Consider the following 25,793-nt stretch of genomic DNA (forward strand, 5'->3'; position numbering starts at 1 on the left):
AGGCCATCCGTTTTCGTCAAAAAAAAATCGGCCCGCTAGTGCGGGCCGATTGTTCCTACAAATCAGATTCAGATTGACTGCAATTGCCGTCCGAGCATCGAGACCTCAGCCGCCAGATCCGAGGGTGCCGAAAGGCGATGCATCGCAATCGCTTCGATGCGTTCCAGCGTCGCGACGATGTCGGCGGCGGCCATCGTGAGTGCCGCTCCCTTCATGCGATGCGCCAGCCGTCCGACGGATGCCATATCGGCCTCTGTCGCGGATGCCTGCAGAACCGCAAAATCCTCAAGCGACGTCGTCCGAAACAACGCCCTCAGATCCACGCTGCGCAAGTCATCGATATTCATCGGCGCTGCCGCCGAGACGTCGACGTCGCACCACAGCGACAGCATTTTTTTCAGTTCGTCGACCGGCAGGGGCTTGCCGAGTACTCCATCCATGCCGCTGTCGAGACACAGCTGCATGTGGGCGGTATCGGTCTCAGCCGAGATGGCGATGATGGGAGTGTGCACCAGCTCTTCTTCCTGTTCGCGCCGGCGGAAAATCTTCGCCACGTCATACCCGCTCATGTCCGGCATCTGGCAATCCAGCAGCACCAGATCGAATTCACCGTCCTGCATTGCAGCAAGTCCGGAGTTGCCGTCCTGCGCCGTCGCTACGTCGCAGCCCAGTTTCTTCAGTTGCTTCTCGATGACGACGCGGCTGGTCGCGGAATCGTCGACGACAAGAATCTGCAGCAAAGGAGCGGTAGCAGTCGTGTTCATGATGCGTCCTTATATGTCTTGGAGTTGATGCTGGATTTTAAACAGCTCATTGTCGTTACGCACGCCCAGCTTGCGAAAGGCCGCCTGCTTCTGGCCGCTGATGGTCTTGACGCTGCGCGCGAATTTTTCCGCGATCTGGGTGACGCTCATCCCTTCCAGGCAACAGCGCAGCACTTCACGTTCGCGCGGCGACAATTCGACGTTATCGGTGAGCGAATCGCCGTTCGCCGATTCTTCGTCGGAGCCGTTGCTGGACAGCATGGAGGAGATTTCCGCCGCCATCAACGGATTCAGGTGTACGCGCCCCACTGCCACTGAACGCACTGCCGCGATCAGTTCGGACAATTCCTGCTCCTTGCCCACGAAACCACGTGCGCCGGCGCGCATCGCCAGCGCAACCGTAGCAGGATTGTAATGTGAGGAAGAGACGAGGATTTTACTGTCGGGAAAACGCACCTTGAGTGCCCGGATCAGATTGAGGCCGTCGATGTCGTTGGCCCCGAGAGAATAATCGATCAACAGGATATCGGCCGGCAAGGCGCGCAGGGCCGCCATCATGTCCTTGCTGGCGGCATAGGCGCCGACCACCTCGAAATCAGATTCTTCAGTCAACCGCGTCGCGAGTCCATGCCGGACCACGGCATGATCGTCGAGCAGTGCAATACGAATTGCCTTTGTCGCAGTCCAGGTCATCATGGCGTCCTTTCGCAGACGGTCATTCACGCAGAAAACCGCTAGACATCGAAATCGATGTGCGCTTCGCCTGGATACGATGACAAAAAGTGGAACTCCCGACCAGCCGAATTACGATCGAGTGTATCAAAGATAGCAAAAATTCAATAGAAAACTCAGGCATTTATTAGGCCGTTATTAAACAATTGATTGGCTCCGACCTTGTTCAGGAAGTCTTCCTGGCGCATCGGCACAACAATATAGCCCTGCCCGCGTCCGCATCCCATGGCGGCGAGGATCTCCATTTGGCGCGCATTCTCGATGCCTTCTGCGGTAACGATAAGCTTCAGGCGCTTGGCGATGCCGATGATGGATTCCACGATGACACGGCATTGCGGCTGGCGGAGGAACTGGCGCACGAAGTGCCGATCGATGCGGATCTCCGTGAACGGCATTTGCGACAATAGCTTCATGGTCGAAATGCCCGAACCGAAATCGTCGATCGACAAACCGAATCCGCACAGGCGCAAACGATTGAGCGACGCCGCCAGCTTCAGCGCATGTTGCGACGGCTCCTCTTCAGAAATGCCGACGGTGATGAGATGCGAAGCAATGCCATAACGCTGCGAACGCTCGTAAAGATAGTCCGCGATCTCCGGCGTCTCCAGTGTCGATGCCGAAGCCTTGATGCAAATCGGAATGCTGCAGCCGATGTGCGCCAGCTTCTGTTGTGTTTTTAGCACATGATTGACGGTGCGGTAGAACAGCATGAGACCAAGCCCTTGCCGTTCGATCAGTGTCATGAACTGTTCCGGCATGAGATAGCTGAATTTGGGATGGCTCCAGCGCACCATGGCGTCGGCGCCGACGATGGCCCTGGTTTCCAGCGAAACCTGCGGCTGATACCACACTTCGAACTCGCTGGTGTCACAGATGGCGCGCAGGATGTCGTCGTCGCCGATGGCGCCGTCGCCTGGCGCCGGCGTTGTTTTTCCGCTTTTGGCGGAAGACGGCTTGATTGCGTTCATCATCGTCAGCGCCGCAGCCAGGACAGTCTGCAACGCCGGCACGCTAAGCGGCTTGGAAATCGCTTCGACAAAGGGAAAGCCTGCGGAATACGCCAGTTGCAGATGCGACTCACGTACATCTTCCCCGTGCACGCTCATCCACACCAGCATCGGCAATTCCTTGCCGGCGGATTGCACCGAGCGGTCATGTGCAAGCACGAACTGCGAGCCATCCATGTTGGGCATGCCGATGTCGCAAAAGACCAGATCGATGTGGCGTTCGGACAGACGCGCCATCGCCTCCATGCCGTCGGCGGCATCAATCACATTGACGCAACCGAGCTCGCGCAATTTTTCGACTGCAAACTTTTTTTGCAATGGCTCGTCTTCTACTACCAGAACAGAAAGATCCGCGACTGTTTTCATCTTTACCCCAAGCGAGATGTGCACCGCGACTGCGGCATAGACTTTGATTGACCAGTTGCGATTCTGATCATCTTGCCCCGCTCCGTATATGAGAATGATCTCAATTCAACCTCGCTTAATCGCCTGCGATTAGTCGAAAAACGACGAGTTCGCCACAGCAGCGATGTTTTTTCATCCGTTTTCCAGATTTAGATTGGAGGAGCACCGTGCCGACGCTATCCTTGCCTGATCAAATCACAATAGCTGGCACATGGGGATAGCATGAAGAAGGTCGTATCGACGATGCTGCGGCATGGCGTCGCTCCTTCCCTGCTTGTCGTTGCATCCGTCGCCGGGGCAACGGAATTGCGGGTGACAGGGAAGATTGTTCCCGACGCCTGCCTGCCCGTTTTTTCCGATGCCGGCGTGGTGGACTACGGACCGATTTCATCCGAGCGCGGCGCAGCAAAAATCCTCTCCAAGAAAATCTTCAGCCTCTCCGTCTCCTGCGCCCTCCCTTCACGTCTTGCGTTGCGCCTGATCGACAATCGCGAGAGCGCGCCGATACCGCAAATGCAGACGGTGGCGATGCGCAACCGCAGCAAGAAGCATCTGTTCGGATTGGGCGCGGAGAGCGGGCAAAACGCCGGCGCCTATATCGTGTCGTTCGAACCTGCGCATCCGAAGGCGACGCCTCCCGCCATGCTGGAGTCCGCGACCGGCATCAACGCCACGCAGTGGATGCTGAGCAGCGACAACGCCATCCGCAAGAACGTGCTCTACGCCTGGGACGCCGAACACAAGATCCATCCCGGCGGCACCCTGACCTTCGAGGTAAAACTGAGTATCCAGGCCGTCATCGACAGCGCCGACAATACGCAGGAAAAAGAAGATGCATCCTTGAATGGCTCTGCCACTTTTGAACTTTTGTATTTATGAACAATGCCGACGATCTTCCGACATGAAAGAAGCGCATCTGTGAAGCACATCACAATCACAACCGGATCCGGTGCAGCGAATATGGCCCTGGGCATATTCTGCCTGGCCGCAACCATGCTCTCATACGCCGCCAACATGGTGGAAATGCAGGTGGTGAGCGTCATCACGCCTGCCGCCTGCACACCGATGCTGTCGGGTGGCGGTGTTGCCGATTACGGCACCATCCCGGCCAGCTCGCTGAAAACCGGCGCGGTCACGCCGCTGCCTGCGAAGTCGCTGTCGTTCAGCATCAATTGCGATGCCGCCGCCAAGGTGAGCGTCAGGGCCATCGACAACCGCACCAGTTCGGTCATTGTCGGTATCATCGCGGCTGGCTCGGGCGACGGCAATCTCAACGACAGTTTCAACTTCGGCCTCGGCACTGCCGCCGGCAAAAGCATCGGCGGTTACGCCATCCTGTTTCAGCCGACGTCCTATACCGGCGACTACCAGCAAACCCAATTGTTGTATTCGACCGACAGCGGTACGACCTGGCAACCGTCTACGACAGGCTATGTCGCCAAGAATCGCCGCTTCGCCTGGGGAGCACCGGGCAGCAACACCGTGTCGTCCTTGCGCACAATCTCCGGCACCGTGACCGTGCAACCCTATATCAACAAGCCTGAACATCTTTCCCTGTCACAAGAAATCTTGCTGGACGGCTCGGCGACGCTGGAGCTCTCCTATCTTTAAGAGTTGTCTCTACATCATTTTTTCACCCCTGTTCTACGCTTTAAAACACCCTGAATTTTGAGAATATTCTCAAATACTCTTGAATTAATTTCTCTTAGCATCGGAGCTGTTAAAAACCAATATCTACAACAACCGGAGGTAAATGAAATGTGCGCCAATTCTAGGAAATTGCTTTTTCTTGCTGTTGCCTGCTTTCTCTCCAACGCCTTTGTTCCCGTCACTGCGCACGCCAGCGGCATGCTTCCCGAGACCTCGGTAGTCATCATCAACGAGGCCGATGGCGAAGCCAGCATGAACGTCAAGAACACCGACGCCAATGCCACCTTGCTGTACACCTCGATTCAAAACCTCCCGGAAGACAAGGAAAACCTGCTGGTCGTCACGCCGCCCGTTGCGCGTGTCGAGCCGGATGAAACCCAGCTCGTGCGCTTCATCCTGCAAAGCAAGGAGCCGCTCAAGACGCAACGGTTCAAACGCGTCATTTTCGAAGGCATTCCGCAGCAGTCCAAGGACGGCGGCGTCAAGGTGACGATGAACGTGCGCCAGAATCTGCCGGTCATCATCCATCCCAAAGGCCTCGCGCCCAACCGGGAACCGTGGAAACTGCTGACCTGGTCTATGCGCAACGGCAACCTCGTCGCCAAGAACGACAGTGCCTACGTCGTACGCCTGGCGCAGACAGTGACGCTATTGCCGGCCAAGACCGAGCTTGATCTCGGCAAGACCTATTTCCTGCCTGGCGAGACCATCAGCGTGGCGGTGCCCGCCGCAGGTGCAGCATCGACCACGGTACGTCTGGCGCCCGCGACCGTATATGGATTCTCAGTGGACAGCTACGACGCGGCGGTCACCAGGTAAGCCCCACTTTTCCTCCCTCGCAATCAGGGAAAATGAATAATAAAATCAGCGGGAAAAATGGAGCTTTCCTCGACCCGCCCGACGCTCGCCTGAAGCATTGTCTCATCGCCTTGTCTGCCGTGGCGGGAGGGCTTGCGTCTTTGCCTTTGCATGCTGCCGACGCCAGCGGATTCGATCTGAACATGCTGAAGGAGCGTGGTATCGATCCGCAGCTCGCGGATTATTTTCGCGAGGCCGCCCGCTTCCGTCCGGGTGTGCAGGTTGTGACGCTGTTCGTCAACGGCAGCAAGCGTGGACGCGCCGATGCGCGTTTCAATACCAAGGGCGACCTGTGCTTCGAGGTCGGCCTGCTCGACAAAGGAGGACTGATCGTGCCGCCGCAGTTGAAAAAGGTGGAGAAACCGGCATCTGCGCCCGCGGCGCCGGCCACCACGACCACCACCACCACCGGCGCCCCGGGCTGCTTCGACTATAAGGAAGCCTTCCCGCAAACCCAGGTCGAACTGCGTCCCGGCAAGGAAGAAGTGGCGCTGGTGGTCCCCACCGACGCTCTGCGACCGACCGAGGACGACTTTGCCGGCTACAGCAGCGGCGGCACCGCGGCGATGCTGAATTACGAAATACTCGGCGTCAACAGCAAGTTTGCCGGCGGCGGCAGCCGTTTCATGTCGGGTAATGCGGAGCTGGGATTCAACTTTCAGGACTGGATCGTGCGCAGCCGGGAGGTTTACACCGCGCAGGACGGAAAATCACAGCGCCAGCATGTCTACGCTTACGCCCAGAAAACCTTGATGGATTTCAGATCCATCTTGCAGACCGGCCAGATCAACATCGCCAACTCGGCGGTGTCCGGCGGCTCCATCACAGGGGCGCAGATCATTCCGGAAGGTGCGCTGATGAGCCTTAACCGCAACAACGTCATGGTGGAAGGCATCGCGCAATGGCAAGCGCGCGTGGAAGTGCGCCAGGCCGGTGCGCTGATCTACACCACCGTTGTTCCCGCCGGGCCGTTCGCCTTGTCCGATCTGCCGCTGCTAAACTCAGGCAGCGACCTGGAAGTCACCGTGGTGGAAGCGACGGGTGCGCAACGGCGTTTCATCGTTCCGGCTGCGTCGTTGCACAGCGGTTCGTTGGGCAGCCAGCGCGGCTATTCATTTGCCGTCGGCCGCCAACGCAGTCTCGGCGGCAGCACCGCGCGCCAGCCATGGATCGTTACCGGCTCCGGCGGTTGGAAAATCGGCAAGGACAGCAATGCCAACGCCGGCCTCATGGCGGCAACTTCATATCAGGCCGGCGCATGGGGCATGGACACGCGCGTGTTCAACAGTACCAGCGTCAGCCTGCAGCAACGCCTGTCCAACGCGACCGGCGAAGGGGTGCACGGTACGCAGGTGAGCCTGTCCAGCAGCAGCCTGCTGTCGACCTCGATCTCGGGCAGCTTTTCGGCAACCCAGCAAACGCTCGGCTATCGCGACCTGGGCGACACCATCGTCGACACGCCCGCCAATGCCGGCGACCTGCAGCACAATCGCTATCGCGGGCAGTACACCGCATCGCTGAGCTGGAGCAATGCGACGATGGGAACATTCAATGTCGCCTACTCGCGCTCGTCGCTATTCAGCGGCGTCTCGACCCAGCGCGTGACCGGCGCATGGGGGCAGACATTTTCATTCGGCACGATATCCTTCAACGTCGAACACAATCTCGGCAACAACGGCAATACCGACAGCAACAGCAGCAACACAGTGCCCGTCAACACCTTCTACCTGACGCTGAGCATTCCGCTCGGACAGCGCAACGTGCGCACCTACGTGAACAACAGCAGCGGCTACAAGCGCTATGGCGCCTCCTACAACGAGACGATCAACGAATACGCCAACTACACCGTCTCCGCGGAGCGCAACACCCAGAGCCAGGAAACCGATCTCTCGACGCAGGCGTCGATACTGCCTCGCTATGCCCAGGTCAACCTCGGCTACTCGCGCGCAGGATCGGGCGCGACCGCCATGAACGGCGGCCTGCGCGGCGGCATGGTGCTGCATCAGCACGGTCTGACACTGTCGCCCTATCCGATCCAGGACACCTTCGGCATCCTGTCGGTGGGCGATGAGTCGGGCATCCGTGTCAGCACGCCCTACGGCCCGGTGTGGACCGATCCCTGGGGACAGGCGGTGATTTCGCAGATGGCGCCATATGCCAGCAGCCGGCTTGAAATCGCCACCAAGAGCCTGCCGCGCAATGTCGACATCAAGAACGGCTACAAGCTCGTCGAGCCGGGACGAGGCTCAGTCAACTTCGTCACCTTCGATACCATCAAGGTACGGCGCATCCTGCTCAACACCAAGGGCGCCGACGGCAATCCGCTGCCCAAGGGGGCTTTCGTGCTGGATGCCGAGGGCCAGTTCGTCACGACGGTGGTCGACGACGGTCAGATTTTCCTGATCAATGGCGTACCCAATTCCAAACTCGAAGTCTCGCTCCCGGACGGCAAGCAATGTTCATTGCAATTCGAATTGCCGTCCAGGGCGGATCCCAATATGTTCTTTGAAACTGCGGAGGCGCGTTGCGGCCCGACTCTGCAAGTACAGCTACAGAAAGCGACCTATGCTCAATTGTGAATTCACCCGACGCAGCTCCATGCGCATGCACGCCGTCCTTGCCGCGCTGCTTGCCTCGGCATCGCTGCATGCGCTGGCGGCGCCCAACGATAATTGCCAGATGCAGATCAGCAATACGGTGATCGACTACGGCCAGGTCACGCGCGCCGAATTGCTCGGCCGCCAGGTATCGCCCACGGCCTTCGCGCTGGGGAAACAAACCATGACACTCTCGGTCAATTGCCGTCAGCCGGCGCTGATGACGATATATTTCCGCGGCGCTGCAGGCGACGGCAATGCCTACCGCTTCGGCAACGCCGGCAACTTCGCGTTGAACCTGTCGCTCGCGCAACTGGACGGCAAACGCGTCAAGCTCGGGAACGTCAGCGTCACCGGCCAGCAACCGGACAACATGGCGGAGACCGCCGTTCTCTCTCCCGGCATAGGTATCGTGCCGGTGCAGGACGAACGTACCGTCAAGGGCTCCAGCTTTTCGGTACAGGTGGAAATCGACACCAAGGTTTCCGGCACCGCCAGCCGGGTTGCCGATCGCACGACATGGCGCAGCAGCGGCAGCTTCGAGCTCGTGGAAAACTGACGGGAAGCTGAAGAGCTACTGACGGCCTTTCAGCAGAAGCGATGTTTTTACACTTTATTACAGCGACGTTCAGTGAGGATGCGATACTTTAAGCATTCCCTTTTCTGCATACGGCGTCATGCAACTCTCTCGCAAACATGGTGTGGTCGGATTGCTGGCATTGAGCCTCGCCGGCGCTTGCGGCGGCGCGTTTGCGCAGGCGCTGAATTCGCAGGAGCAGGCCCTGCACGTACTCAATCGCCTGGCATACGGCCCGCGTCCGGGCGATGTCGCCACGGTTGAAAAAATGGGCGTCAAGCGCTACATCGACGAGCAGCTCAATCCGGAGCGCATTCCGCTTCCCGCCGAACTGCAAAGCCGCCTCGATGGCCTGGCGACATACCAGATGAGCACGTCGCAACTCTACGTCGCGTACGGTCCGCCCTCCTTCCCACCCAACACCGCCAGCGCCGACGAAAAGAATGCCGCGCGCCAGCGCGCCGCAAAAGAAATCACCCCGCAAAGTCATGCCGCACGCTTGTGGCTTGCAACCGAAAGCCCGCGCCAGCTGCAGGAGGTGATGACGGAATTCTGGTTCAACCATTTCAATATCTTCGAAGGCAAGGAATGGGTGCGCTACTGGGCCGCGGACTATGAAAAGAACGCGATTCGCCCCAATGCGCTCGGCAATTTCCGCCAGTTGCTCGGTGCGGTCGCGCATCATCCGGCGATGCTCTATTACCTCGACAACTGGCTCAGCAGCGGCGCCAACACGCCGCAGGCCAAAGGCCGCTTCAAGGGTCTCAATGAGAACTACGCGCGCGAGCTGATGGAGTTGCACACGCTCGGCGTCGATGGCGGCTACACGCAGGCCGATGTGATCTCGCTGGCGCGCATCCTGAGCGGCTGGACTATCGTCGTGCCGGACATGAAACAGGGGGGCGACAGGGTGGGCTTCGCCTTCAATCCACAACGGCATGACAGCGCCGCCAAACAATTCCTCGGCCGTACGATCACGCCCGCCGGCCAGCAGGAAGGCGAACAGGCGCTCGACATGCTGGCGCGCAATCCGGCCACGGCGCGCTTCATTGCGACCAAACTGGTGCAGTACTTCGTCTCCGACCAGGCCGATCCGGCGCTGGTGGACAAGCTGGCGCAACGCTTCCTCGCCAGCGACGGCGACATCAAGACCGTGCTGCGCACTCTGTTCGACAGTCCGCAGTTCTGGTCGCGCCGCAACTACCAGAGCCAGTTCAAGACGCCGTATCAATACGTCGTTTCCAGCCTGCGCGCCACTGCTACGCCGGTCGTCAACGCCAGGCCGGTGAGCGGTGTCCTCAATCAGTTCGGCATGCCGTTGTACGGCTGGCTGACGCCGGAGGGCTACAAGTTCTCCGAAGAGGCCTGGCTCAATCCCGACGCGCTGCTGCGCCGGATCAATTTCGCCAATGGCCTCAGCAATGGCAAGTCACCGATCGCCCGCGCCGAAAATACGCAACCGGCCGCCAACGCGGAAGCCGTTGATCCGGTACGCCTGATCCAGACACTGTCGCCGCTGCTGGACCAGAACGCCGTGACCGCAATCGCTGCGGCGCCGCCCAACTTGCAAGTCGGCCTGATTCTGGGCGGACCTGCCTTCATGAGACGCTAGGAGGCGCAATGAAACGTCGAGACTTCATTCGCTACATGGGCATGGCGGGCAGCGGCGCCATCCTGGTGCCGGTCGGCTTGTCCGGCTGCGCGGTGGTGCCCGCCGGCAAACCGGGCGCCGCCAATGCCAGCGGCAACGCGCCATTGGCCTACGGCGTTCCTCGCCAGCGTGCACACGCTGACGGCGACGGCACGCCGCGCATGGTGGTGGTGTTCCTGCGCGGCGCCGTCGACGGTCTCAACGTCGTCGTGCCGCACGGCGACAGGGAGTATTACCAGGCGCGTCCCGGTATCGCCGTCGCACGTCCGGGCCAGAACAACGGAGCCATCGACCTGACCGGATACTTCGGCCTGCATCCGTCATTGCGGCCGCTGATGCCATATTGGGACAATGGCCAGTTGGCCTTCGTCCACGCCTCCGGCTCCCCCGATGGCTCACGTTCGCATTTCGAAGCGCAGGATTACATGGAGACCGGCACGCCGGGCCAGCACAACACCCGCGACGGCTGGATGAATCGCCTGCAAGGCCGCCTGCCGCCTTCCGAATCGCCGGTGCAGGCGCTGACGCTGGGAGAATCTATCCCGCGCATCCTGAGCGGCCGGCAAGTCGTGGCCAACATGCCGACCGGCCGCGACGCGGCACGCCCCACCCTGATTGACCAGCCGAAAATCAGTCAGACATACGGCGCCATGTATGCCGGCGACGATGCGCTCGGCAAGGCCTATCGCGACGGCATCGCGGCGCGCAAGGAATTGATGGCGGAACTGAGCAGCAACGAGCAGCGCATGGCCAACAACGGTGCACCGCTGCCGAACGGCATGGCCATCGACGCGTCACGGCTGGGTCGCCTGATGCGCGGCGACCCCAAGATTCGCCTGGGCTTCCTTGCGGTGGGCGGTTGGGATACGCATGCCAACCAGGGCAACGGCGCGGGGCAACTGGCCGGACGTCTGGCGCCGCTGGCGACCGGACTGGCCACGCTGGCGCAGGAGCTGGGTCCGGCGTTCAACGATACGGTGATCGTGGTAATTTCGGAGTTCGGCCGCACCTTCCGCGAAAACGGCAACGGCGGCACCGACCACGGTCACGGCAACGTCATGTGGCTGCTGGGCGGCAACGTGCGCGGGCGTACGATTTACGGCCAATGGCCGGGGTTGAACAAGACCGAGCTCAACGAGGGACGGGACCTGGCGATCACCACCGACTTCCGCGCCGTGATGTCGACGCTGGCGGAAAAACACATGCGCATTCCGGACAGCGCCTTGCAGCAGATCTTCCCGCAATACACGATGGGCATGCAGCATGTGTCCAACATTCTGGTGTAGAAGCAGGTGTAAAAGCGGGTGTGTAAACAGGTATTGGACGGACAACAAAAAAGGAGCGAAATCGCTCCTTTTTTTGTTGTCATGCCGTCGCCGACGCCGGATTATTCCGCTTCCTCGATCCACGCCGCCTGAATCGCTTCGAGAATTTTTTCTCCCGAGCGATTGGCATCATCGTCAAAACCATCCAGCTCCATCACCCAGCGATGCAGGTCGGTGAAACGAATGGTCTTGGGATCAATGTCCGGGAATTTATCGTTGAGTTCTTCGGCGATATGTTGAATGTCGGTCCATTTCATGGCTGCCTCGCTAGCATTGGTCGCACACTACCAGCCGGAATCAATGATTCTCGCTGGCGTGGTTGATGGTGTACTTCGGAATTTCGACGACCAGGTCATCGTCGCCCAGCACCACCTGGCAAGACAGGCGCGAATTCGCTTCGAGGCCCCAGGCCATGTCGAGCAAATCCTCTTCCTTGTCGGTCGGATCGTCCAGGGTATCGAAGCCTTCCCGGATCACCACATGGCAAGTGGTACAGGCGCAGGATTTCTCGCACGCGTGTTCGATGTCGACGTCGCTGTCGAGCATGGCGTCGCACAGGCTCTTGCCGGCCGGTGCATCGATGACGGCGCCGTCAGGGCAAAAGGTGGGGTGTGGAAGTATGACGATTTGTGGCACGGTATTTACCTTTAATGACTTTGTCTTTTACGAAACTTCATCCAATTTCTTGCCTGCCAGCGCGGCGTGGACGCTGCGATCCATGCGGCGGGCTGCGAATTCTTCGGTGCCGTGCGCAAGCGCTTCCACCGCGGCCTTGATCGCCAGGTGATCATCACTTTGCGCCTTCTCGCGCACGATCCCGATCAGTGCCGCAATGTCGAGACGCTCCTGCTCGTTGAGCAATGCGCTGTCGGCATCCAGCGCCGATTGCGTCGCCAGGATGATGCGTTCGGCTTCGACCTGCTCTTCACGCAGGGCGCGGCGCTTCATATCCTCGTCGGCCGATTGGAAGGAATCCTGCAACATGCGTGCGACGTCATCGTCAGCCAGGCCGTAGGAAGGCTTGACCGTGATCGCCGCTTCCACGCCCGAGGTCATTTCACGCGCCGACACCGACAGCAAGCCGTCGGCATCGACCTGATACGTCACGCGAATGCGCGCAGCGCCGGCCGCCATCGGCGGAATGCCGCGCAGTTCGAAACGCGCCAGCGAACGGCAATCGGTCACCAGCTCGCGCTCGCCCTGCACCACGTGTACCGCCAGGGCGGTCTGGCCGTCCTTGAAGGTGGTGAACTCCTGCGCACGCGCGCAGGGAATCGTGGAATTGCGCGGAATGACTTTTTCCGCCAGGCCGCCCATGGTCTCGATGCCGAGCGACAGCGGAATCACATCGAGCAACAGCCAGTCGTCGCCTGCGGCGCGGTTGCCGGCCAGCAGGTTGGCTTGCACCGCGGCGCCCAGCGCCACGACTTTGTCCGGATCGATGTTGGCCAGCGGCGTGGTCTGGAAGAATTCGCCGACCGCCTTGCGCACGTGGGGCATGCGCGTGGCGCCGCCGACCAGCACAACACCATCGACGTCGTCGACGGACAAGCCGGCATCGCGCAACGCCTTGCGGCTGGGCGTGATGGTTTTGGCGACCAGATGCTGGGTCAGGGCCACGAATTCTTCGGCGGTGATCGACAGATGCACTTCTTCGCCGGAATTGAGCACGGCGTCGATCTGCGTGTAAGCCTTGGAAGACAGCAATTCCTTCACTTCGCGTGCCTTGACCAGCAGGATGCGCGTGTCTTCGTCCGACAACGGCGCCAATTGCGATTGCTCGCAGATCCAGCAGAACAGGCGCTGGTCGAAATCGTCGCCCCCCAGGGCCGAATCGCCGCCGGTCGAGAGGACTTCGAATACGCCCTTGGTCAATTTCAGAATCGAGATGTCGAAGGTGCCGCCGCCGAGATCGTAGACCGCGAAGATGCCTTCCGAACCATTGTCGAGGCCGTAGGCGATTGCCGCTGCAGTCGGCTCGTTAAGCAGGCGCAGCACGTTCAGGCCGGCCAGCTGCGCCGCATCCTTGGTGGCCTGGCGCTGTGCGTCATCGAAGTAGGCAGGCACGGTGATCACGGCGCCGACCAGATCGTCGCCGAGCGCGTCTTCCGCGGTCTGGCGCAAGGTGGCCAGAATCTGCGCAGAAATCTCCACCGGGCTCTTCACACCCGCCACGGTTTTCAGTTGCACCATGCCTGGCGCATCCTGGAAATCGTAGGGCAGGTTTTCGACGTAGGCGATGTCCTTCAGGCCGCGGCCCATGAAGCGCTTGACCGAGACAATGGTGTTCTTCGGATCGGTGGTCTGCGCGGCTTGCGCCTTGTAGCCGATGTTGGCATTGCCGTTGGGCAGATAGCGCACTACCGACGGCAACAGGCTGCGTCCCTCTTCGTCGCTGAGGACTTCAGGGATGCTGTTGCGCACGGTGGCGACCAGCGAATTGGTGGTGCCGAGATCGATGCCGACCGCCAGCCGATGTTGGTGCGGCGCGGTGGACATGCCCGGTTCTGAGATTTGGAGAAGAGCCATAGTCGATTAATTCCGGCAATTATTCCGGCAAAGCAATGCGGATACCGAGACCCACAAACGCACAGCCGGCAAGCCTGTTCAAATAGAGAGCGGCACGCGCCTGACGCTTGAAATACGCGCCGACGATGCCGGAGAAAAATGCAATCGCGCTGAAGATCGCCAGCGCCTGGAGGATGAACACCACCGCCAGCAACAGCATCTGCCAGGCCACATGGCCCGCTTGCACATTGACGAATTGCGGCAGGAAGGCGATGAAAAATAGCGTCACCTTGGGATTGAGAATATTGGCGATCACGCTTTGCCAGTAAATGCGCGACAGGCTGACCGGCGTCATCGTCGCCTCCAGCGACATCGATGCAGCGGAGCGCAAGGTACGGATGCCGAGATACACCAGATAAGCGGCGCCGGCATACTGCAAGGCGTGATACGCGGCCGGGTACGCCTTGATGATGGCGGCGAAGCCAAGCACCGCCAGCAAGGTATGGAAAAACAATCCGGAAGAAAAGCCCAGCGCGGCAACGAATCCGGCCTTCTTGCCTTGGGCGACACCGCGCGTGAGCACGTAAATATTGTCGGGCCCCGGCGCCAGGGTCAGCATCATCGCGGCGACAAGGAACAGGAATACGTCAGGCATGGCGCATCAACCTTCGATCAAGGCGAAAGCATTGCCGATCTCTTCGCCGAATTTTTCCAGGAACATCAATTGGCGCACCGACTGCGCGGCGCCGGCAAAATCATCGGCGTCGAGCAAGGTTTCAATGTGGGCGACGGTGTCTTTCCTGGCGCTACGCAAGGCGCGGTCGAGCTGTTCCAGCGCATCGATGTTCTTGCCTGCGCGCGCGTCGTCGAGTTCTTCACGCCATTCCATTTGCTGCATCAGGAACGCGGCCGGCATGGCGGTGTTGGATTCGGTTTCGAGATCGACGCCGTTGAGCTCGCACAGATACGTGGCGCGCTTGAGCGGATTTTTGAGAGTCTGGTAGGCCTCGTTGGCGCGCGTGGCCCATTGCATGGCGACGCGCTTTTCAGCGCCGGTCGCGTGGGCGAACTTGTCGGGATGGGCCTGGTTCTGCACACCGTGGTACGCCTTTTCCAACGCTGTCAGATCGACGGCAAAGCGTTGCGGTAATTGGAAAAGCGCGAAATGATTTTGCATACGTTGTGCAAACGGAGAGCGGATGGGTAAAAAATAAAAAGCCTGTCCGGACTTCAACAGGCTTGGCAGAACAACGCTTCAGAGGCTATCGCTACGACTATTCTGGCTAAGCACTAGACTACATTGCACATCAATTCGCAGACCCGCCGAATCTCCGGCAAACGCCGCCGCATCGTGCGGCGTCTCGGGATGCAACGACCAACTCAGATCAGATGCGGAAGCTTTCACCGCAGCCGCACTCATCCTTCATGTTCGGATTCTGGAACTTGAAGCCTTCGTTGAGACCTTCGCGGGCGAAGTCGAGCTCGGTGCCGTCGATGTAGGGCAAGCTCTTGGGATCGACAAAAACGCGAATGCCGCGCGACTCGAACACCTGGTCTTCCGGTGTTTCCTCGTCCACATATTCCAGCTTGTAGGCCAGGCCGGAACAACCGGTCGTGCGCACGCCAAGGCGCAGGCCCAAGCCTTTGCCGCGGCGCTCCATGTAGCGGCTGATGTGTTTTGCAGCTTTTTCAGTCAGTGTGATTGCCATGATGCTTGCCCTTCGCGTGCTTCTCGTTTGCGCCCTGAATCAGGCCGCAGCCTTTTGCTCAACGCTGCCGTGTTTCGCCTTGTAGTCCTGCACCGCCGCCTTGATGGCGTCTTCTGCCAGGATCGAGCAGTGGATCTTCACCGGCGGCAACGCCAGTTCTTCCGCGATTTGAGTGTTCTTGATCGACAGGGCCTGATCCAGCGTCTTGCCCTTGACCCATTCGGTCACCAGAGAAGACGAGGCGATGGCCGAACCGCAGCCGTAAGTTTTGAACTTGGCGTCCAGGATCACGCCATCGTCGCCGACCTTGATCTGCAACTTCATGACGTCGCCGCAAGCCGGCGCGCCGACCATACCTGTGCCTACGGTCTCGTCGCCCTTTTCGAAGGCGCCGACGTTACGTGGGTTTTCGTAGTGATCGAGTACTTTTTCCGAGTAAGACATTTGATGCTCCTTGATGAGATCGCCTCGCCATACATATGGGGGCGTTTTTCATTTTTGCGATTAGTGTGCAGCCCATTGGATCGTACTGATGTCGATCCCGTCCTTGTACATATCCCACAGCGGCGACAGTTCGCGCAGCTTGCCGACCTTGCTCTTGATCAGGTCGATGGTGAAGTCGATGTCTTCTTCGGTCGTGAAGCGGCCGATGGTGAAGCGAATCGAGCTGTGCGCCAGTTCGTCGCTGCGGCCCAGCGCGCGCAGCACGTACGACGGCTCCAGGCTGGCCGAGGTGCAAGCTGAGCCGGACGAGACCGCGATGTCCTTGATCGCCATGATCAGCGATTCGCCTTCGACGTAGTTGAAGCTGACGTTCAGGTTGTGCGGCACACGATGTTCCATGTCGCCGTTGATGTAAGTTTCTTCGATCTCTTGCAGGCCCTTGGCCAAGCGATCGCGCATGGCGCGGATGTGGGCCAGTTCGGTGTCCATCTCTTCGCGGGCGATGCGGAAGGCTTCTCCCATGCCGACGATCTGATGGGTTGCCAGCGTGCCCGAGCGCAGGCCGCGCTCATGACCGCCGCCGTGGATCTGCGCTTCGATACGCACGCGCGGTTTGCGGCGGACATACAGCGCGCCGATGCCCTTGGGGCCGTAAGTCTTGTGGGCCGAGAAGCTCATCAGATCGACTTTCCAGCTTTCCAGGTCGATCGCGACCTTGCCCGTCGCTTGCGCAGCGTCGCAATGGAAAATGATGCCCTTGGAGCGGCAAAATTCACCGATTTCAGGAACCGGCTGGATCACGCCGATTTCATTGTTGACCAGCATGACCGAAACCAGGATGGTGTCGGGACGCACGGCGGCGGCGATCTGCTCGACAGTCACCAAGCCGTTGTCCTGCGGTTGCAGGTAAGTCGCTTCAAAGCCCTGGCGCTCCAATTCACGGAAGGTGTCCAGCACGGCCTTGTGCTCGGTCTTGACCGTGATGATGTGCTTGCCCTTGGTCTTGTAGAACTGCGCGGCGCCCTTGATGGCCAGGTTGTTGCTCTCGGTTGCGCCGGAAGTCCAGATGATTTCGCGCGAATCCGCATTGACCAGCTTGGCGACTTCTTCGCGTGCGTCTTCCACGGCCTTCTCCGCCGTCCAGCCGTACATGTGGCTGCGCGACGCAGGATTGCCGAACTGCTCGCGCAGGTACGGAATCATCTTGTCCGCTACGCGCGGGTCGACCGGCGTAGTCGCTGAATAATCCAGGTAAATTGGAAAATGCGGCGCCTTAATGGTGTCCAACAGGCTTTTTTCCAGAGGTGCGTTCATTTGTTCTAGCTCCAATCAAACCGCTGCGTGAGGGCGGTGCATGACAACCACGCTTTGTTCAGTACCGAGGGTTCTGTGTTCCGGCTGCTTCTGTTCTTTGTTGTGCTGCTGGTTGACCAAGTCTTGCAGGGAGACCGAGTCAAGGTATTCGACCATCTTTTCATTGAGCGTCGACCAGAGGTCGTGCGTCATGCAGCGACTGCCGCCGGGATGGGTCACGCTGTGGCAATTTTCCTTGCCGCCGCACTGGGTTGCATCCAGGGGTTCATCGACCGCGATGATGATGTCGGCGACCGATACGTCCGCCGCCTTGCGCGCCAGGTTATAGCCGCCGCCCGGTCCGCGCACCGATTCGACGATCTGGTGACGCCGCAATTTGCCGAACAACTGCTCGAGATATGATAAAGAAATTTCCTGCCTCTCGCTGATGGCGGACAACGTGACGGGGCCATTGCCCTGGCGCAACGCCAGGTCAATCATTGCTGTCACGGCAAAACGGCCTTTGGTAGTTAATCGCATGAAATCTAGACTCCAGAACAGTTTTCAGTCCCACTCCCTGAATTCCCGAATATTTACGTCAAGTATATCAAACTTGAGTAATCTTGTCAGGTACTGAAAAACGCCCTTGCACAGGGCGTACAGGGGCGGCGGCGGATGCAGGGGGAAAGACGCGGGGGCAAAGGGTTTCCCCTCTGCAAGGCGGTGCGATCAGCTGAAGAATTCGCGCAACAGGAATGCCTGCAAACCGGCGGTGTCGGCCGGCCGGGCGGACAGCGACACCACCCGCCCCAGCCTCTGGGAATCCCAGTTGAAATCGCCGGAATAGTACTGACGGATCAGGGCAATCATGCTGTCGATAATGGCCTTCTCGACATCGCCGTTGAGGCCGGCGTCGACCGTGATGGTCTGGCGCTTGCTGCGGCGCGCGTCGGTGGTCCAGCCGCGGAATACGTACTGCGCCACGCGCGGTCCCTTGCTGACGATTTCAAACACGCCGTTGGTGGCGCCGTTGGCCTTGCGCGCCTGGAAATCGATATTCGCCTGGGCGATCTCGTTGGCCGAAGGTCCCTGCTCTGCGGCGCGTGCGGCAGCGTTCTCGCGCGCGGCCGAATCTTCGGCGGAGCGGCGGCGTTCGCGCGCGGCGTTGAGCATGGTGGACATATCCATTTCCGGCGGCGCCTGGGTGATGGCCGTCGGCGAATCGGAAACCGGCGGAGCTTGCCGCGAGGGTGCGGCCGGGCTTGGTTTGGCGCGTGCCACCTGCTTCGGTTGCGGCGTCGGCTTTTTGACCGGCCTGGCTTTTGGCTGTGGCGGATCAGGTTGCTTGGCCACCGGCTTGGGCGGACTCTGGACGAACGTCACCTCAAGCGGTTCATGGGAAGAACTTGCCTGGGTTTCGATTTTTTGCAGGCTGGGCCGCAAAACAAAAAACAGCACCACGTGAATCAGAACCGACAGGCTGACGCCGACGATAGCTCTGTTGCGGGTGCGCGTTTTGGGAGAGGTTCGGGAATGTGTCGTAAAAATCGCCATACCATGCAGCAACAACGAATAGCGTCCAGTTTTTCAGCGCTCATCATACCTGATGCGGCGCATCGGTCCGGATCGATGAGCTGCCATGCTACTGCCGTGAATCGGAGAATGCAAACCCGGGGAAGCCCGGAACGCCTCAATGGCGCCAGTGCCCCCCGCCACCCCAACCGCCGCGATAGCCACCGCCCCAGCCGTACCCGTAATACACCGATGCGGACGGCACGACATAGACCGGTGCCGGTTGGCCGTAATACGGATAGGGATCATAGGGAACCGCCACGCAACCGCCCAGCATCAGCAGCGCCGGGATGATCCATAGCAAACGTTTCATGATGCCCTCCTGCCGAGAATATTCTACTGGCATCATGCGCTGGCGACCGGCGCTGCACCAGCGCGATTACCTTTTGTTACCTCGCGTACCTGAGTGAAATATGCGCGCCTGCGAAGAACTCATTTCATCAATAGGTGAAAGATGAGTTCTATATAATCTTCGCAGTTCGTCCGGCAGGACGGCCAATCCATATAACACGGAGACCCGCAAACCTGCGCCGCAGCCGCCTTGCATACCTCCGACTACAGAAAAAGCTTTCATGACCACCGCCTCCGCACCCGTTGTCGTCATTGCCCCTGATTCCTTCAAAGGCTCGCTGAGCGCGCAGGAAGTTGCCGAAGCCATCGGCGCCGGCGTGCGCGCCGCCGCACCGGCCGCCATCGTCCGCTTGTGCCCTATCGCAGACGGCGGAGAAGGCACGCTCGACGCGCTGCTGCACGCCGGCGGCGAAGTCCGCCGGCTGCAAGTGCGCGGCGCGGCGGGGACATCACGCGACGCCGCCGCCGGTATCCTCAGCGACGGCAGCGCCGTCATCGAATCGGCAGAAATCGTCGGCCTGACCGATCCGGTCGGTACCGCAATTGCCGTCGAAAACCGCTCCACGCTCGGCATCGGCGATGCCCTGCTGGCGCTGCTGGACAGCGGCGCACGACGCTTCCTGATCGCGCTGGGCGGCAGCAGCACCAACGACGGCGGCATCGGCATGCTGGTCGCGCTGGGCCTGAAACTGTACGACGCCGACGGCAAGGAAGTGGAGCCCGTCCCGTCGCAATTGGCCAGGCTCGCACGCGTTGACGTTGCCGGCCTCGATCCGCGCCTGAAAGACATCCACATCGTCGCCATGTCCGATGTTGACAACCCGCTGTGCGGCGACCATGGCGCCACCGCAGTCTTCGGTCCGCAAAAAGGCGTGACCCCCGATCAGATCAAACCACTCGACGCCCTGCTCGGCCGCTTCGCCGCCCTGTTCGAACAAGCCAGCGGCCGCAGCGAGGCCAACTCGCCGGGAGCCGGCGCGGCGGGTGGATTGGGATATGCCTTGCTGATGCTCGGCGCCGAATTCCAGTCCGGCGCGCAAACCGTGGCGGACTATATCGGACTCGATGCGGCATTGAAAGACGCCGACTGGCTGATCACCGGCGAAGGCCGCAGCGACGCCCAGACGCTGCACGGCAAGGCGCCGTTCATCGCCGCCCAGCGTGCACGCCAGGCCGGTGTGCAGACGTCGCTGCTGTCGGGAGGCATCGACCGCGCTGCACTGGCACCGCTGCAGAGCAGCTTTTCCGGCTGCTTCTCCATCACGTTCGGACCGACCACGCTCGACAACGCGATCGCCAATGCCGCCGGGCTGCTCAAGGACAGCGCCGAACAGATGACGCGGCTATGGTTGTCGGGACGCTGATCAAGGAGGAAAAGTTACTCACAAAAATTGGGGGTAACTTTGTGGATAACCTTGAGGAGTTCTCGCTATCCAATTGATTTTTAATGAATTTATTGGATTGATAAAAGTGGATGCATTTGCGCGCACGCCTCTTCACCGTCAAACCAGCGCAAACTCCCGGGCGATCAGTTCATACGAACGCTTGCGCGCTTCATGATCGTAAATGATGCTCACGAGCATGACTTCATCCGCGCCATAAGCCCGGGCCAGCGCCTCGATCTGCTCGCGCACCCGCGCCGGTGAACCGATCACGGCGCGCCGGCCCGAGGGCAAGGTCGACGGCGGCAGGTCATGTTCCTCAAAAAAGCGCAGCGCCGTCCCGACCGACGGAATCTTGTCCAGCCGGCGACCGCTGTGCATGTGGATCAGGCGCATGCCGTAGCTGGTCGCCAGCAACTTCGCTTCCTCATCGGTCTCGGCGCAAATCACCTGCAGCGCCACCCCCTGGCGTGCATCCGGCCAGTGCGGCGACGGCACGAAATCGCGGCGGTATCGCGCCGCCACTGTTTCACCGGCCGCCTGGATGAAGTCTGCAAACATGTAGGGCATACCCAGTTCAGCCGCCCAGATGCCGCTTTGCGGCGAGGAGCCCAGCATCCACGGCTGCACCAGTTCCGGGCTGCCGGGCATGGCCGGCAAGCGCGCGAACGGATGATCCTCCGGCAACTCTTGCCACAGGTAGGCCAGCAGCTCATTCAATTGCTCGGGAAAATCGTCCTGCGGGCGCTGGCGCCGGTCGCGCTGCAATGCCGACGCGGTCAGCGAATCACTGCCCGGCGCGCGGCCCAGTCCAAGGTCGATGCGGCCGGGATACAGCCCGCTCAGCATGCTGAAGGACTCGGCCACCTTGAGCGGGCTGTAATGCGGCAACATCACGCCGCCACTACCCACCCGCAGACGCGAAGTGGCTGCCGCAATCGGTCCGATCAGCACTTCCGGGCTGGCGCAGGCCAGCGATTGGGTGCCATGGTGCTCGGCCACCCAGTAGCGGTAATAGCCGAGACGATCGGCCAGCACGGCCAGATCGAGCGAATTCCGGAGCGCCTGCGCACTGCTCATCCCCTCGGAAACCGGGGCCTGGTCGAGCACGCTGAGGCGCAGGGAGGAAGCGGCAGATATGCCGGAAACGGCAGAAATGGTGGTTGCAGCGGACATGACGTAAGGGGCTGAAGACAATCCGCCAAGGATAGACGAAATCGGCAAAACGGTTTTCTGCAGTCCGATTTCGGCGCGACGGCCGATGAATGCCCGCGCAGTGCCGGTGCAGTGCGCGCCACTCGTTTTAAAGCTGCAACATTGAATTGATATCGCGCAATATCTATGCTTAACTGGTCGCACAGCCGAAGTTGCGACGCCATATCGATGCAATTGAAAGAACTTCCGTGCATCGGAAGGATCCACCGGCCAGAATAAAAATAAAAACAGGTAGAATTCCTTCGCGGAAACATTTTCCGCAACGACGACTCAAATTGCAAAGATTTGTAGACATTATTAGAATTTTTTTGAGACCCGCCCGTTTTCGATTAATATGCACGACTTAAGTTGTCATATTTACAAAACTTTGCCTCCTGATTCACGTTTTATTGCCGGCACGGCGACGTGCCGCACAAGCAATCGTTTTGTAATCAGTCATGGGAGTTAAGTTTGCGCCGATTCGCTTTATTCATTGTCACCGTCATTGCCCTCCTGACGAGCTTTTCCGCTCTGGCGCAGGTGCCTACCGATCCGACCAAGACCGGTGAGCTGATGTCCGCGCCGCCAGGCACCCTGTCCACACTAGCGCTTCCCTCCTCTACCGTCACGAATACCCGCGTGGGTTCCGGCGACGTGTTGCGCGTAACGGTATTCGGCCAGCCCGACCTGTCGGCGGAAGTCGGCGTCAACGACAAAGGCATCCTGACATTGCCATTGATCGGCGGCATCGACGTCAGCGGCCTGACCACCAGTGAAATCTCGGCCAAGGTCGCGGACAGCCTGCGCAAGGGCCAATACCTCAAGAATCCGGAAGTCTCGGTGGAAGTGGTCCAGTTGCGCAGCCAAATGGTGTCGGTGCTGGGCGAAGTCAGCCGTCCGGGCCGCTATCCGATTCCCGGCCACATGAGCGTGCTTGAATTGCTGGCCACCGCCGGCGGACTCACCGCACAGGCCGACCAGACCGTGACGCTGCTGCGCAGGAAAAACGACAAATCCCTCGTCACCAGCGAAAGCGACGTCCGCATTCCCATCCTGCTGGGCGAAACCAGCGCCACCGAACGCACTCCGCTCGACGTCGAGCTCAACGCGGGCGACGTCGTCTATGTGAACAAGAAGAAGCTCTTCTACATCCACGGCGAAGTCAATCGCCCGGGGTCCTACCCGATGGAACAGGACATGAACGTCATGCGCGCGATTTCGCTGGGCGGCGGCATGACGCAGCGCGCATCGCAACGCCGGATCTATATCAATAGGGAAATGCCTGAAAAGGGTGTACAGGAAATCAAGGCAAAATTGACGGACCCGGTCTTGCCCGGCGATGTCGTCTACGTCAATGAAAGTCTATTCTGAACAAACATCAAGGCTATAACGTGAACCTGCAGGCTCCCGAAACCGGCTTGTCCTCCAAACAGCTGGCGTCGATGATCTCGGCGCGGCGCGGCACCATTTTCAAAACGCTGATGGCGACCATGGCGGTCACCATCGTCGTCACGCTGCTGCTGCCGAAGACTTATACGGCGTCGTCCGACGTGTTCCTCGACTATAAGGGCAACGATCCGATCAACGGCCGCCTGTTCTCGCCGATGATGGACGAGAGCTACATGCAGACCCAGCTCGACATGATCAAGAGCCAGGCCGTGGCCGAGAAAGTCATCGACGCGCTGGACCTGGAACGCACCGCCGCCTATCGCGAATCGATCGAGCGCGAGGGCGAAGCGCGCGCACATTCGCAGCTGGTCAAGCGCATCAACGACCACACTCTGGTAGTGACACGCCGTTCCAGCCGCGTGATCGAAGTCGAATACGCCGCCGGCGCGCCGGAGCAGGCGCGCGACCTGGCCAACGCCGTGGTGCGCGCCTACATCGATCTCAACCAGCAGATTTCCTCGGCCTCGGCGCGCGCCCGCCGCGAGCAATACAACGCCCAGCTCGAACACCTGCGCAAGGAAGCCGACTCCATTCAGGAAAAGCTGACCAAGTACCAGCAGGACGTCGGCATCCTTGATCCGAACGAGCGCAACGACTTGCAGTCGCGCCAGCTCGGCGACCTCATGACCTCGCTCATTGCGGTCCAGAACCAGCAGCAGGAAGCTCTGGCGCGCAAGAACGCTACCGACAGCCTGGTGCGCGGCGGCCTGCGCATCGACGAATTGCCTGAAGTTGCTCAGCGCCCCAACATCAACGACCTGAAATCCAAGCTCAGCGACGTCAACAAGCGTTTGGCCGACATCCAGGACGTGCTCGGTCCGCGCCATCCGAAGACACTGGCGCTGATCAGCGAACGCGACGACCTCGCCGCCCGTATTTCGCGCGAAGCACGCAGCTCGCTCGACGCCCAGCAAATCGATGCGCGCCGCCTGGCCATGCAGGAGCAAGCACTCAGAAAGGAAGTCGACACCCAGCGCGACAAACTGCTGGAGCAGAAAAAGCATCGCGACACCATTACCTCTTACCAGCGCCAGCTTGACAGCGTCGAGCGTGTCTACAACACCGCGCTGGCGAAGTACGATGAAATCCTGATGGCCAGCAACATCAACACCTTCGACCTGACCGTGCTGCGTGTGGCCGAGGTGCCGAGTTCGCACTCCAAGCCGCTGCTGCTGCAGAACATCGCCGCCAGCATTCTGGTGGGCCTGGCGCTTGGTTTGTGCCTTGCCTTGCTGTACGAACTGGGCCAGCGCCGCGTGCGTTGCGAGGACGACCTGGTGCGCGGCATCCATCTCCCGTTAATCGGCCATATCGGAATTCGCTAGGCCCCGACCCCGGCACTCATGACCATGGCAACAGAAAACTCTACACCAGCAAGCGCAGGCGCCGCCGACAAGATGGGCGCCCGCTTCGTCGAAGCCGGCCTGCTCACGCCGGACCAGGTGACGCGCGTCGTCGAGCTGCAGAACTCCGCCAACATCCGCTTCGGCGAAGCCGCCGTGAAGCTGGGTCTGCTGACCGAGCAGAACGTGCAGGCGGTACTGTCGGAACAATTCAACTACGCCACCGCGCTGGTGCCCACCGAGAGCCTCGACGACTCGCTCGACATCGCGCTGGCGCCGTTCGGACTGGAAGCCGAAGCGATCCGCCAGATCCGCGCCGAACTGTCGATCCGCCTCAGCGACCAGGAAAAGATTTCGCTGGCCATCGTCAGCGCCGCCGAAGGCGAAGGCAAGAGCTACCTGGCGGCGAGCCTGGCGTTGGCGTTTTCCCAGATGGGCAAGCGTACGCTGCTGATCGACGCCGACATGCGCTCTCCAAGACAGCACGAACTGTTCGGTCTCGAAAACAAAACCGGCCTGTCGACCATGCTGGCCGGACGCACCGCCATTTCCGCCGGCGGCCTGGCCGAAGGTTTTCCGCACCTGCACATTCTGAGCGCCGGACCGAAACCGCCGAATCCGCTCGAAATCCTGCTACAGCCCGCGCTGAGCAATCTGATGCGGCAACTGGCCGATGACTTCGACGTCTTCATCGTCGATACGCCGGCGGCGCAGACGTCGTCCGATGCCCAGACCATCTCCCAGCAAGTCGGGATGTGCCTGCTGGTGGCGCGCCAGCATCACTCCCGCCTCGACGACCTGCGCCAGACGCAGGCGCAGATGAAGACAGCCGGCGCACAGATCATCGGCACGGTCTACAACGAATTCGCCGAACAGGACGCACTGGATCAGCTTGAGGGCAAAGGCAAAAAACTATGGCGCCGTCTACGCAAATGGCTGAGCGGCCCGCTCCAGAAGTAGGCGGTGGCGTCAGCAATAAAAA

At 60.2% G+C, this 25,793-nt stretch carries 27 protein-coding genes; 12 read left to right on the top strand and 15 right to left on the bottom strand.

Features of this window, described 5'->3' with window-relative positions; all coding sequences use genetic code 11:
* Positions 1-68: 68 nt before the first annotated feature.
* The 3 genes from F506_RS15250 to F506_RS15260 form a co-directional block, all read right to left on the bottom strand.
* A complete protein-coding gene (locus tag F506_RS15250; protein WP_053198792.1) occupies positions 69-764 on the bottom strand; it encodes a response regulator in 696 nt (231 codons plus the stop codon).
* A gap of 9 nt (positions 765-773) precedes the next feature.
* Complete coding sequence (locus F506_RS15255) at positions 774-1,457, bottom strand: response regulator transcription factor (RefSeq protein ID WP_053201683.1); 684 nt, start codon at positions 1,455-1,457, stop codon at positions 774-776.
* Between the two features lie 155 nt (positions 1,458-1,612).
* On the bottom strand, positions 1,613-2,821 hold the full coding sequence (locus tag F506_RS15260; RefSeq protein WP_235471164.1) for an EAL domain-containing response regulator: 1,209 nt from the start codon (positions 2,819-2,821) through the stop codon (positions 1,613-1,615).
* A 309-nt stretch (positions 2,822-3,130) separates the two neighbouring features.
* On the opposite strand from F506_RS15260, the gene F506_RS15265 reads away from it, so the two are divergent.
* The 7 genes from F506_RS15265 (at position 3,131) to F506_RS15295 (ending at position 11,527) form a co-directional block, all read left to right on the top strand.
* Complete coding sequence (locus tag F506_RS15265; protein WP_053198797.1) at positions 3,131-3,787, top strand: DUF1120 domain-containing protein; 657 nt, start codon at positions 3,131-3,133, stop codon at positions 3,785-3,787.
* Positions 3,788-3,901: 114 nt separating this feature from the next.
* Positions 3,902-4,519, top strand: coding sequence for a DUF1120 domain-containing protein (locus F506_RS15270; RefSeq protein WP_158443132.1), 618 nt, complete (start codon positions 3,902-3,904; stop codon positions 4,517-4,519).
* Positions 4,520-4,666: 147 nt separating this feature from the next.
* The gene (locus F506_RS15275; protein ID WP_268762577.1) at positions 4,667-5,377 is read left to right on the top strand and encodes a fimbria/pilus chaperone family protein; all 711 of its coding nucleotides are present in this window, start codon (positions 4,667-4,669) and stop codon (positions 5,375-5,377) included.
* 32 nt (positions 5,378-5,409) lie between these two features.
* Entirely contained in the window at positions 5,410-7,995 is a 2,586-nt protein-coding gene (locus F506_RS15280) for a fimbria/pilus outer membrane usher protein (protein WP_144424066.1), read from the top strand.
* A 25-nt stretch (positions 7,996-8,020) separates the two neighbouring features.
* Entirely contained in the window at positions 8,021-8,572 is a 552-nt protein-coding gene (locus F506_RS15285) for a DUF1120 domain-containing protein (protein ID WP_144424067.1), read from the top strand.
* Between the two features lie 118 nt (positions 8,573-8,690).
* Positions 8,691-10,202 carry a DUF1800 domain-containing protein gene (locus F506_RS15290; protein ID WP_053198805.1) on the top strand — a complete coding sequence of 504 codons (1,512 nt, stop codon included), beginning with the start codon at positions 8,691-8,693 and terminating at the stop codon, positions 10,200-10,202.
* A gap of 8 nt (positions 10,203-10,210) precedes the next feature.
* A complete protein-coding gene (locus tag F506_RS15295) occupies positions 10,211-11,527 on the top strand; it encodes a DUF1501 domain-containing protein (protein WP_053198807.1) in 1,317 nt (438 codons plus the stop codon).
* A gap of 101 nt (positions 11,528-11,628) precedes the next feature.
* Here the strand turns inward: F506_RS15295 and iscX are convergent, their stop codons facing one another.
* From iscX to F506_RS23660, 10 genes are all read right to left on the bottom strand, one after another.
* Positions 11,629-11,823, bottom strand: coding sequence for a Fe-S cluster assembly protein IscX (gene iscX / locus F506_RS15300; RefSeq protein WP_016834025.1), 195 nt, complete (start codon positions 11,821-11,823; stop codon positions 11,629-11,631).
* Between the two features lie 40 nt (positions 11,824-11,863).
* On the bottom strand, positions 11,864-12,202 hold the full coding sequence (fdx, locus tag F506_RS15305) for an ISC system 2Fe-2S type ferredoxin (RefSeq protein WP_053198809.1): 339 nt from the start codon (positions 12,200-12,202) through the stop codon (positions 11,864-11,866).
* A gap of 27 nt (positions 12,203-12,229) precedes the next feature.
* On the bottom strand, positions 12,230-14,095 hold the full coding sequence (hscA, locus tag F506_RS15310; protein WP_053198811.1) for a Fe-S protein assembly chaperone HscA: 1,866 nt from the start codon (positions 14,093-14,095) through the stop codon (positions 12,230-12,232).
* A 19-nt stretch (positions 14,096-14,114) separates the two neighbouring features.
* Positions 14,115-14,729, bottom strand: a complete 615-nt coding sequence (locus tag F506_RS15315) for a LysE family translocator (protein ID WP_053198813.1) — start codon at positions 14,727-14,729, stop codon at positions 14,115-14,117.
* 6 nt (positions 14,730-14,735) lie between these two features.
* A complete protein-coding gene (gene hscB, locus F506_RS15320; protein WP_053198816.1) occupies positions 14,736-15,251 on the bottom strand; it encodes a Fe-S protein assembly co-chaperone HscB in 516 nt (171 codons plus the stop codon).
* Positions 15,252-15,459: 208 nt separating this feature from the next.
* On the bottom strand, positions 15,460-15,783 hold the full coding sequence (iscA, locus tag F506_RS15325) for an iron-sulfur cluster assembly protein IscA (RefSeq protein WP_016834034.1): 324 nt from the start codon (positions 15,781-15,783) through the stop codon (positions 15,460-15,462).
* A gap of 39 nt (positions 15,784-15,822) precedes the next feature.
* On the bottom strand, positions 15,823-16,227 hold the full coding sequence (gene iscU / locus F506_RS15330; protein ID WP_053198818.1) for a Fe-S cluster assembly scaffold IscU: 405 nt from the start codon (positions 16,225-16,227) through the stop codon (positions 15,823-15,825).
* 60 nt (positions 16,228-16,287) lie between these two features.
* The gene (locus F506_RS15335; RefSeq protein ID WP_053198820.1) at positions 16,288-17,541 is read right to left on the bottom strand and encodes an IscS subfamily cysteine desulfurase; all 1,254 of its coding nucleotides are present in this window, start codon (positions 17,539-17,541) and stop codon (positions 16,288-16,290) included.
* Positions 17,542-17,556: 15 nt separating this feature from the next.
* Positions 17,557-18,060 carry a Fe-S cluster assembly transcriptional regulator IscR gene (gene iscR, locus F506_RS15340; protein ID WP_053198822.1) on the bottom strand — a complete coding sequence of 168 codons (504 nt, stop codon included), beginning with the start codon at positions 18,058-18,060 and terminating at the stop codon, positions 17,557-17,559.
* A 189-nt stretch (positions 18,061-18,249) separates the two neighbouring features.
* Positions 18,250-18,702: a hypothetical protein gene (locus tag F506_RS23660; RefSeq protein WP_235471165.1), complete on the bottom strand. Its 453-nt coding sequence runs from the start codon at positions 18,700-18,702 to the stop codon at positions 18,250-18,252.
* Between F506_RS23660 and F506_RS23665 the strand changes: the two genes are divergently transcribed.
* On the top strand, positions 18,692-18,985 hold the full coding sequence (locus F506_RS23665) for a hypothetical protein (RefSeq protein WP_235471166.1): 294 nt from the start codon (positions 18,692-18,694) through the stop codon (positions 18,983-18,985). The two genes, F506_RS23660 and F506_RS23665, sit on opposite strands and share 11 nt — an antisense overlap.
* 225 nt (positions 18,986-19,210) lie before the next feature.
* Here the strand turns inward: F506_RS23665 and F506_RS15350 are convergent, their stop codons facing one another.
* The gene (locus F506_RS15350; protein WP_053198825.1) at positions 19,211-19,405 is read right to left on the bottom strand and encodes a hypothetical protein; all 195 of its coding nucleotides are present in this window, start codon (positions 19,403-19,405) and stop codon (positions 19,211-19,213) included.
* A gap of 259 nt (positions 19,406-19,664) precedes the next feature.
* Here F506_RS15350 and F506_RS15355 point away from each other — a divergent pair, with 259 nt between their 5' ends.
* Positions 19,665-20,807 (top strand): glycerate kinase, encoded by a 1,143-nt coding sequence (locus F506_RS15355; protein WP_053198826.1) that lies wholly within the window; start codon positions 19,665-19,667, stop codon positions 20,805-20,807.
* 138 nt (positions 20,808-20,945) lie between these two features.
* On the opposite strand, the gene F506_RS15360 is transcribed toward F506_RS15355, so the two are convergent.
* On the bottom strand, positions 20,946-22,001 hold the full coding sequence (locus F506_RS15360) for an LLM class flavin-dependent oxidoreductase (RefSeq protein WP_083457929.1): 1,056 nt from the start codon (positions 21,999-22,001) through the stop codon (positions 20,946-20,948).
* Positions 22,002-22,490: 489 nt separating this feature from the next.
* Between F506_RS15360 and F506_RS15365 the strand changes: the two genes are divergently transcribed.
* From F506_RS15365 to F506_RS15375, 3 genes are read left to right on the top strand one after another with little or no spacing between them, the layout of a single operon-like run.
* Complete coding sequence (locus F506_RS15365; protein ID WP_053198829.1) at positions 22,491-23,390, top strand: SLBB domain-containing protein; 900 nt, start codon at positions 22,491-22,493, stop codon at positions 23,388-23,390.
* A 20-nt stretch (positions 23,391-23,410) separates the two neighbouring features.
* Entirely contained in the window at positions 23,411-24,793 is a 1,383-nt protein-coding gene (locus tag F506_RS15370; protein ID WP_053198831.1) for a Wzz/FepE/Etk N-terminal domain-containing protein, read from the top strand.
* A gap of 24 nt (positions 24,794-24,817) precedes the next feature.
* Positions 24,818-25,771 (top strand): polysaccharide biosynthesis tyrosine autokinase, encoded by a 954-nt coding sequence (locus F506_RS15375; RefSeq protein WP_235471167.1) that lies wholly within the window; start codon positions 24,818-24,820, stop codon positions 25,769-25,771.
* The last annotated feature ends 22 nt before the right edge of the window (positions 25,772-25,793 follow it).

The organism is Herbaspirillum hiltneri N3, assembly GCF_001267925.1.
Lineage (GTDB): Bacteria > Pseudomonadota > Gammaproteobacteria > Burkholderiales > Burkholderiaceae_D > Herbaspirillum > Herbaspirillum hiltneri.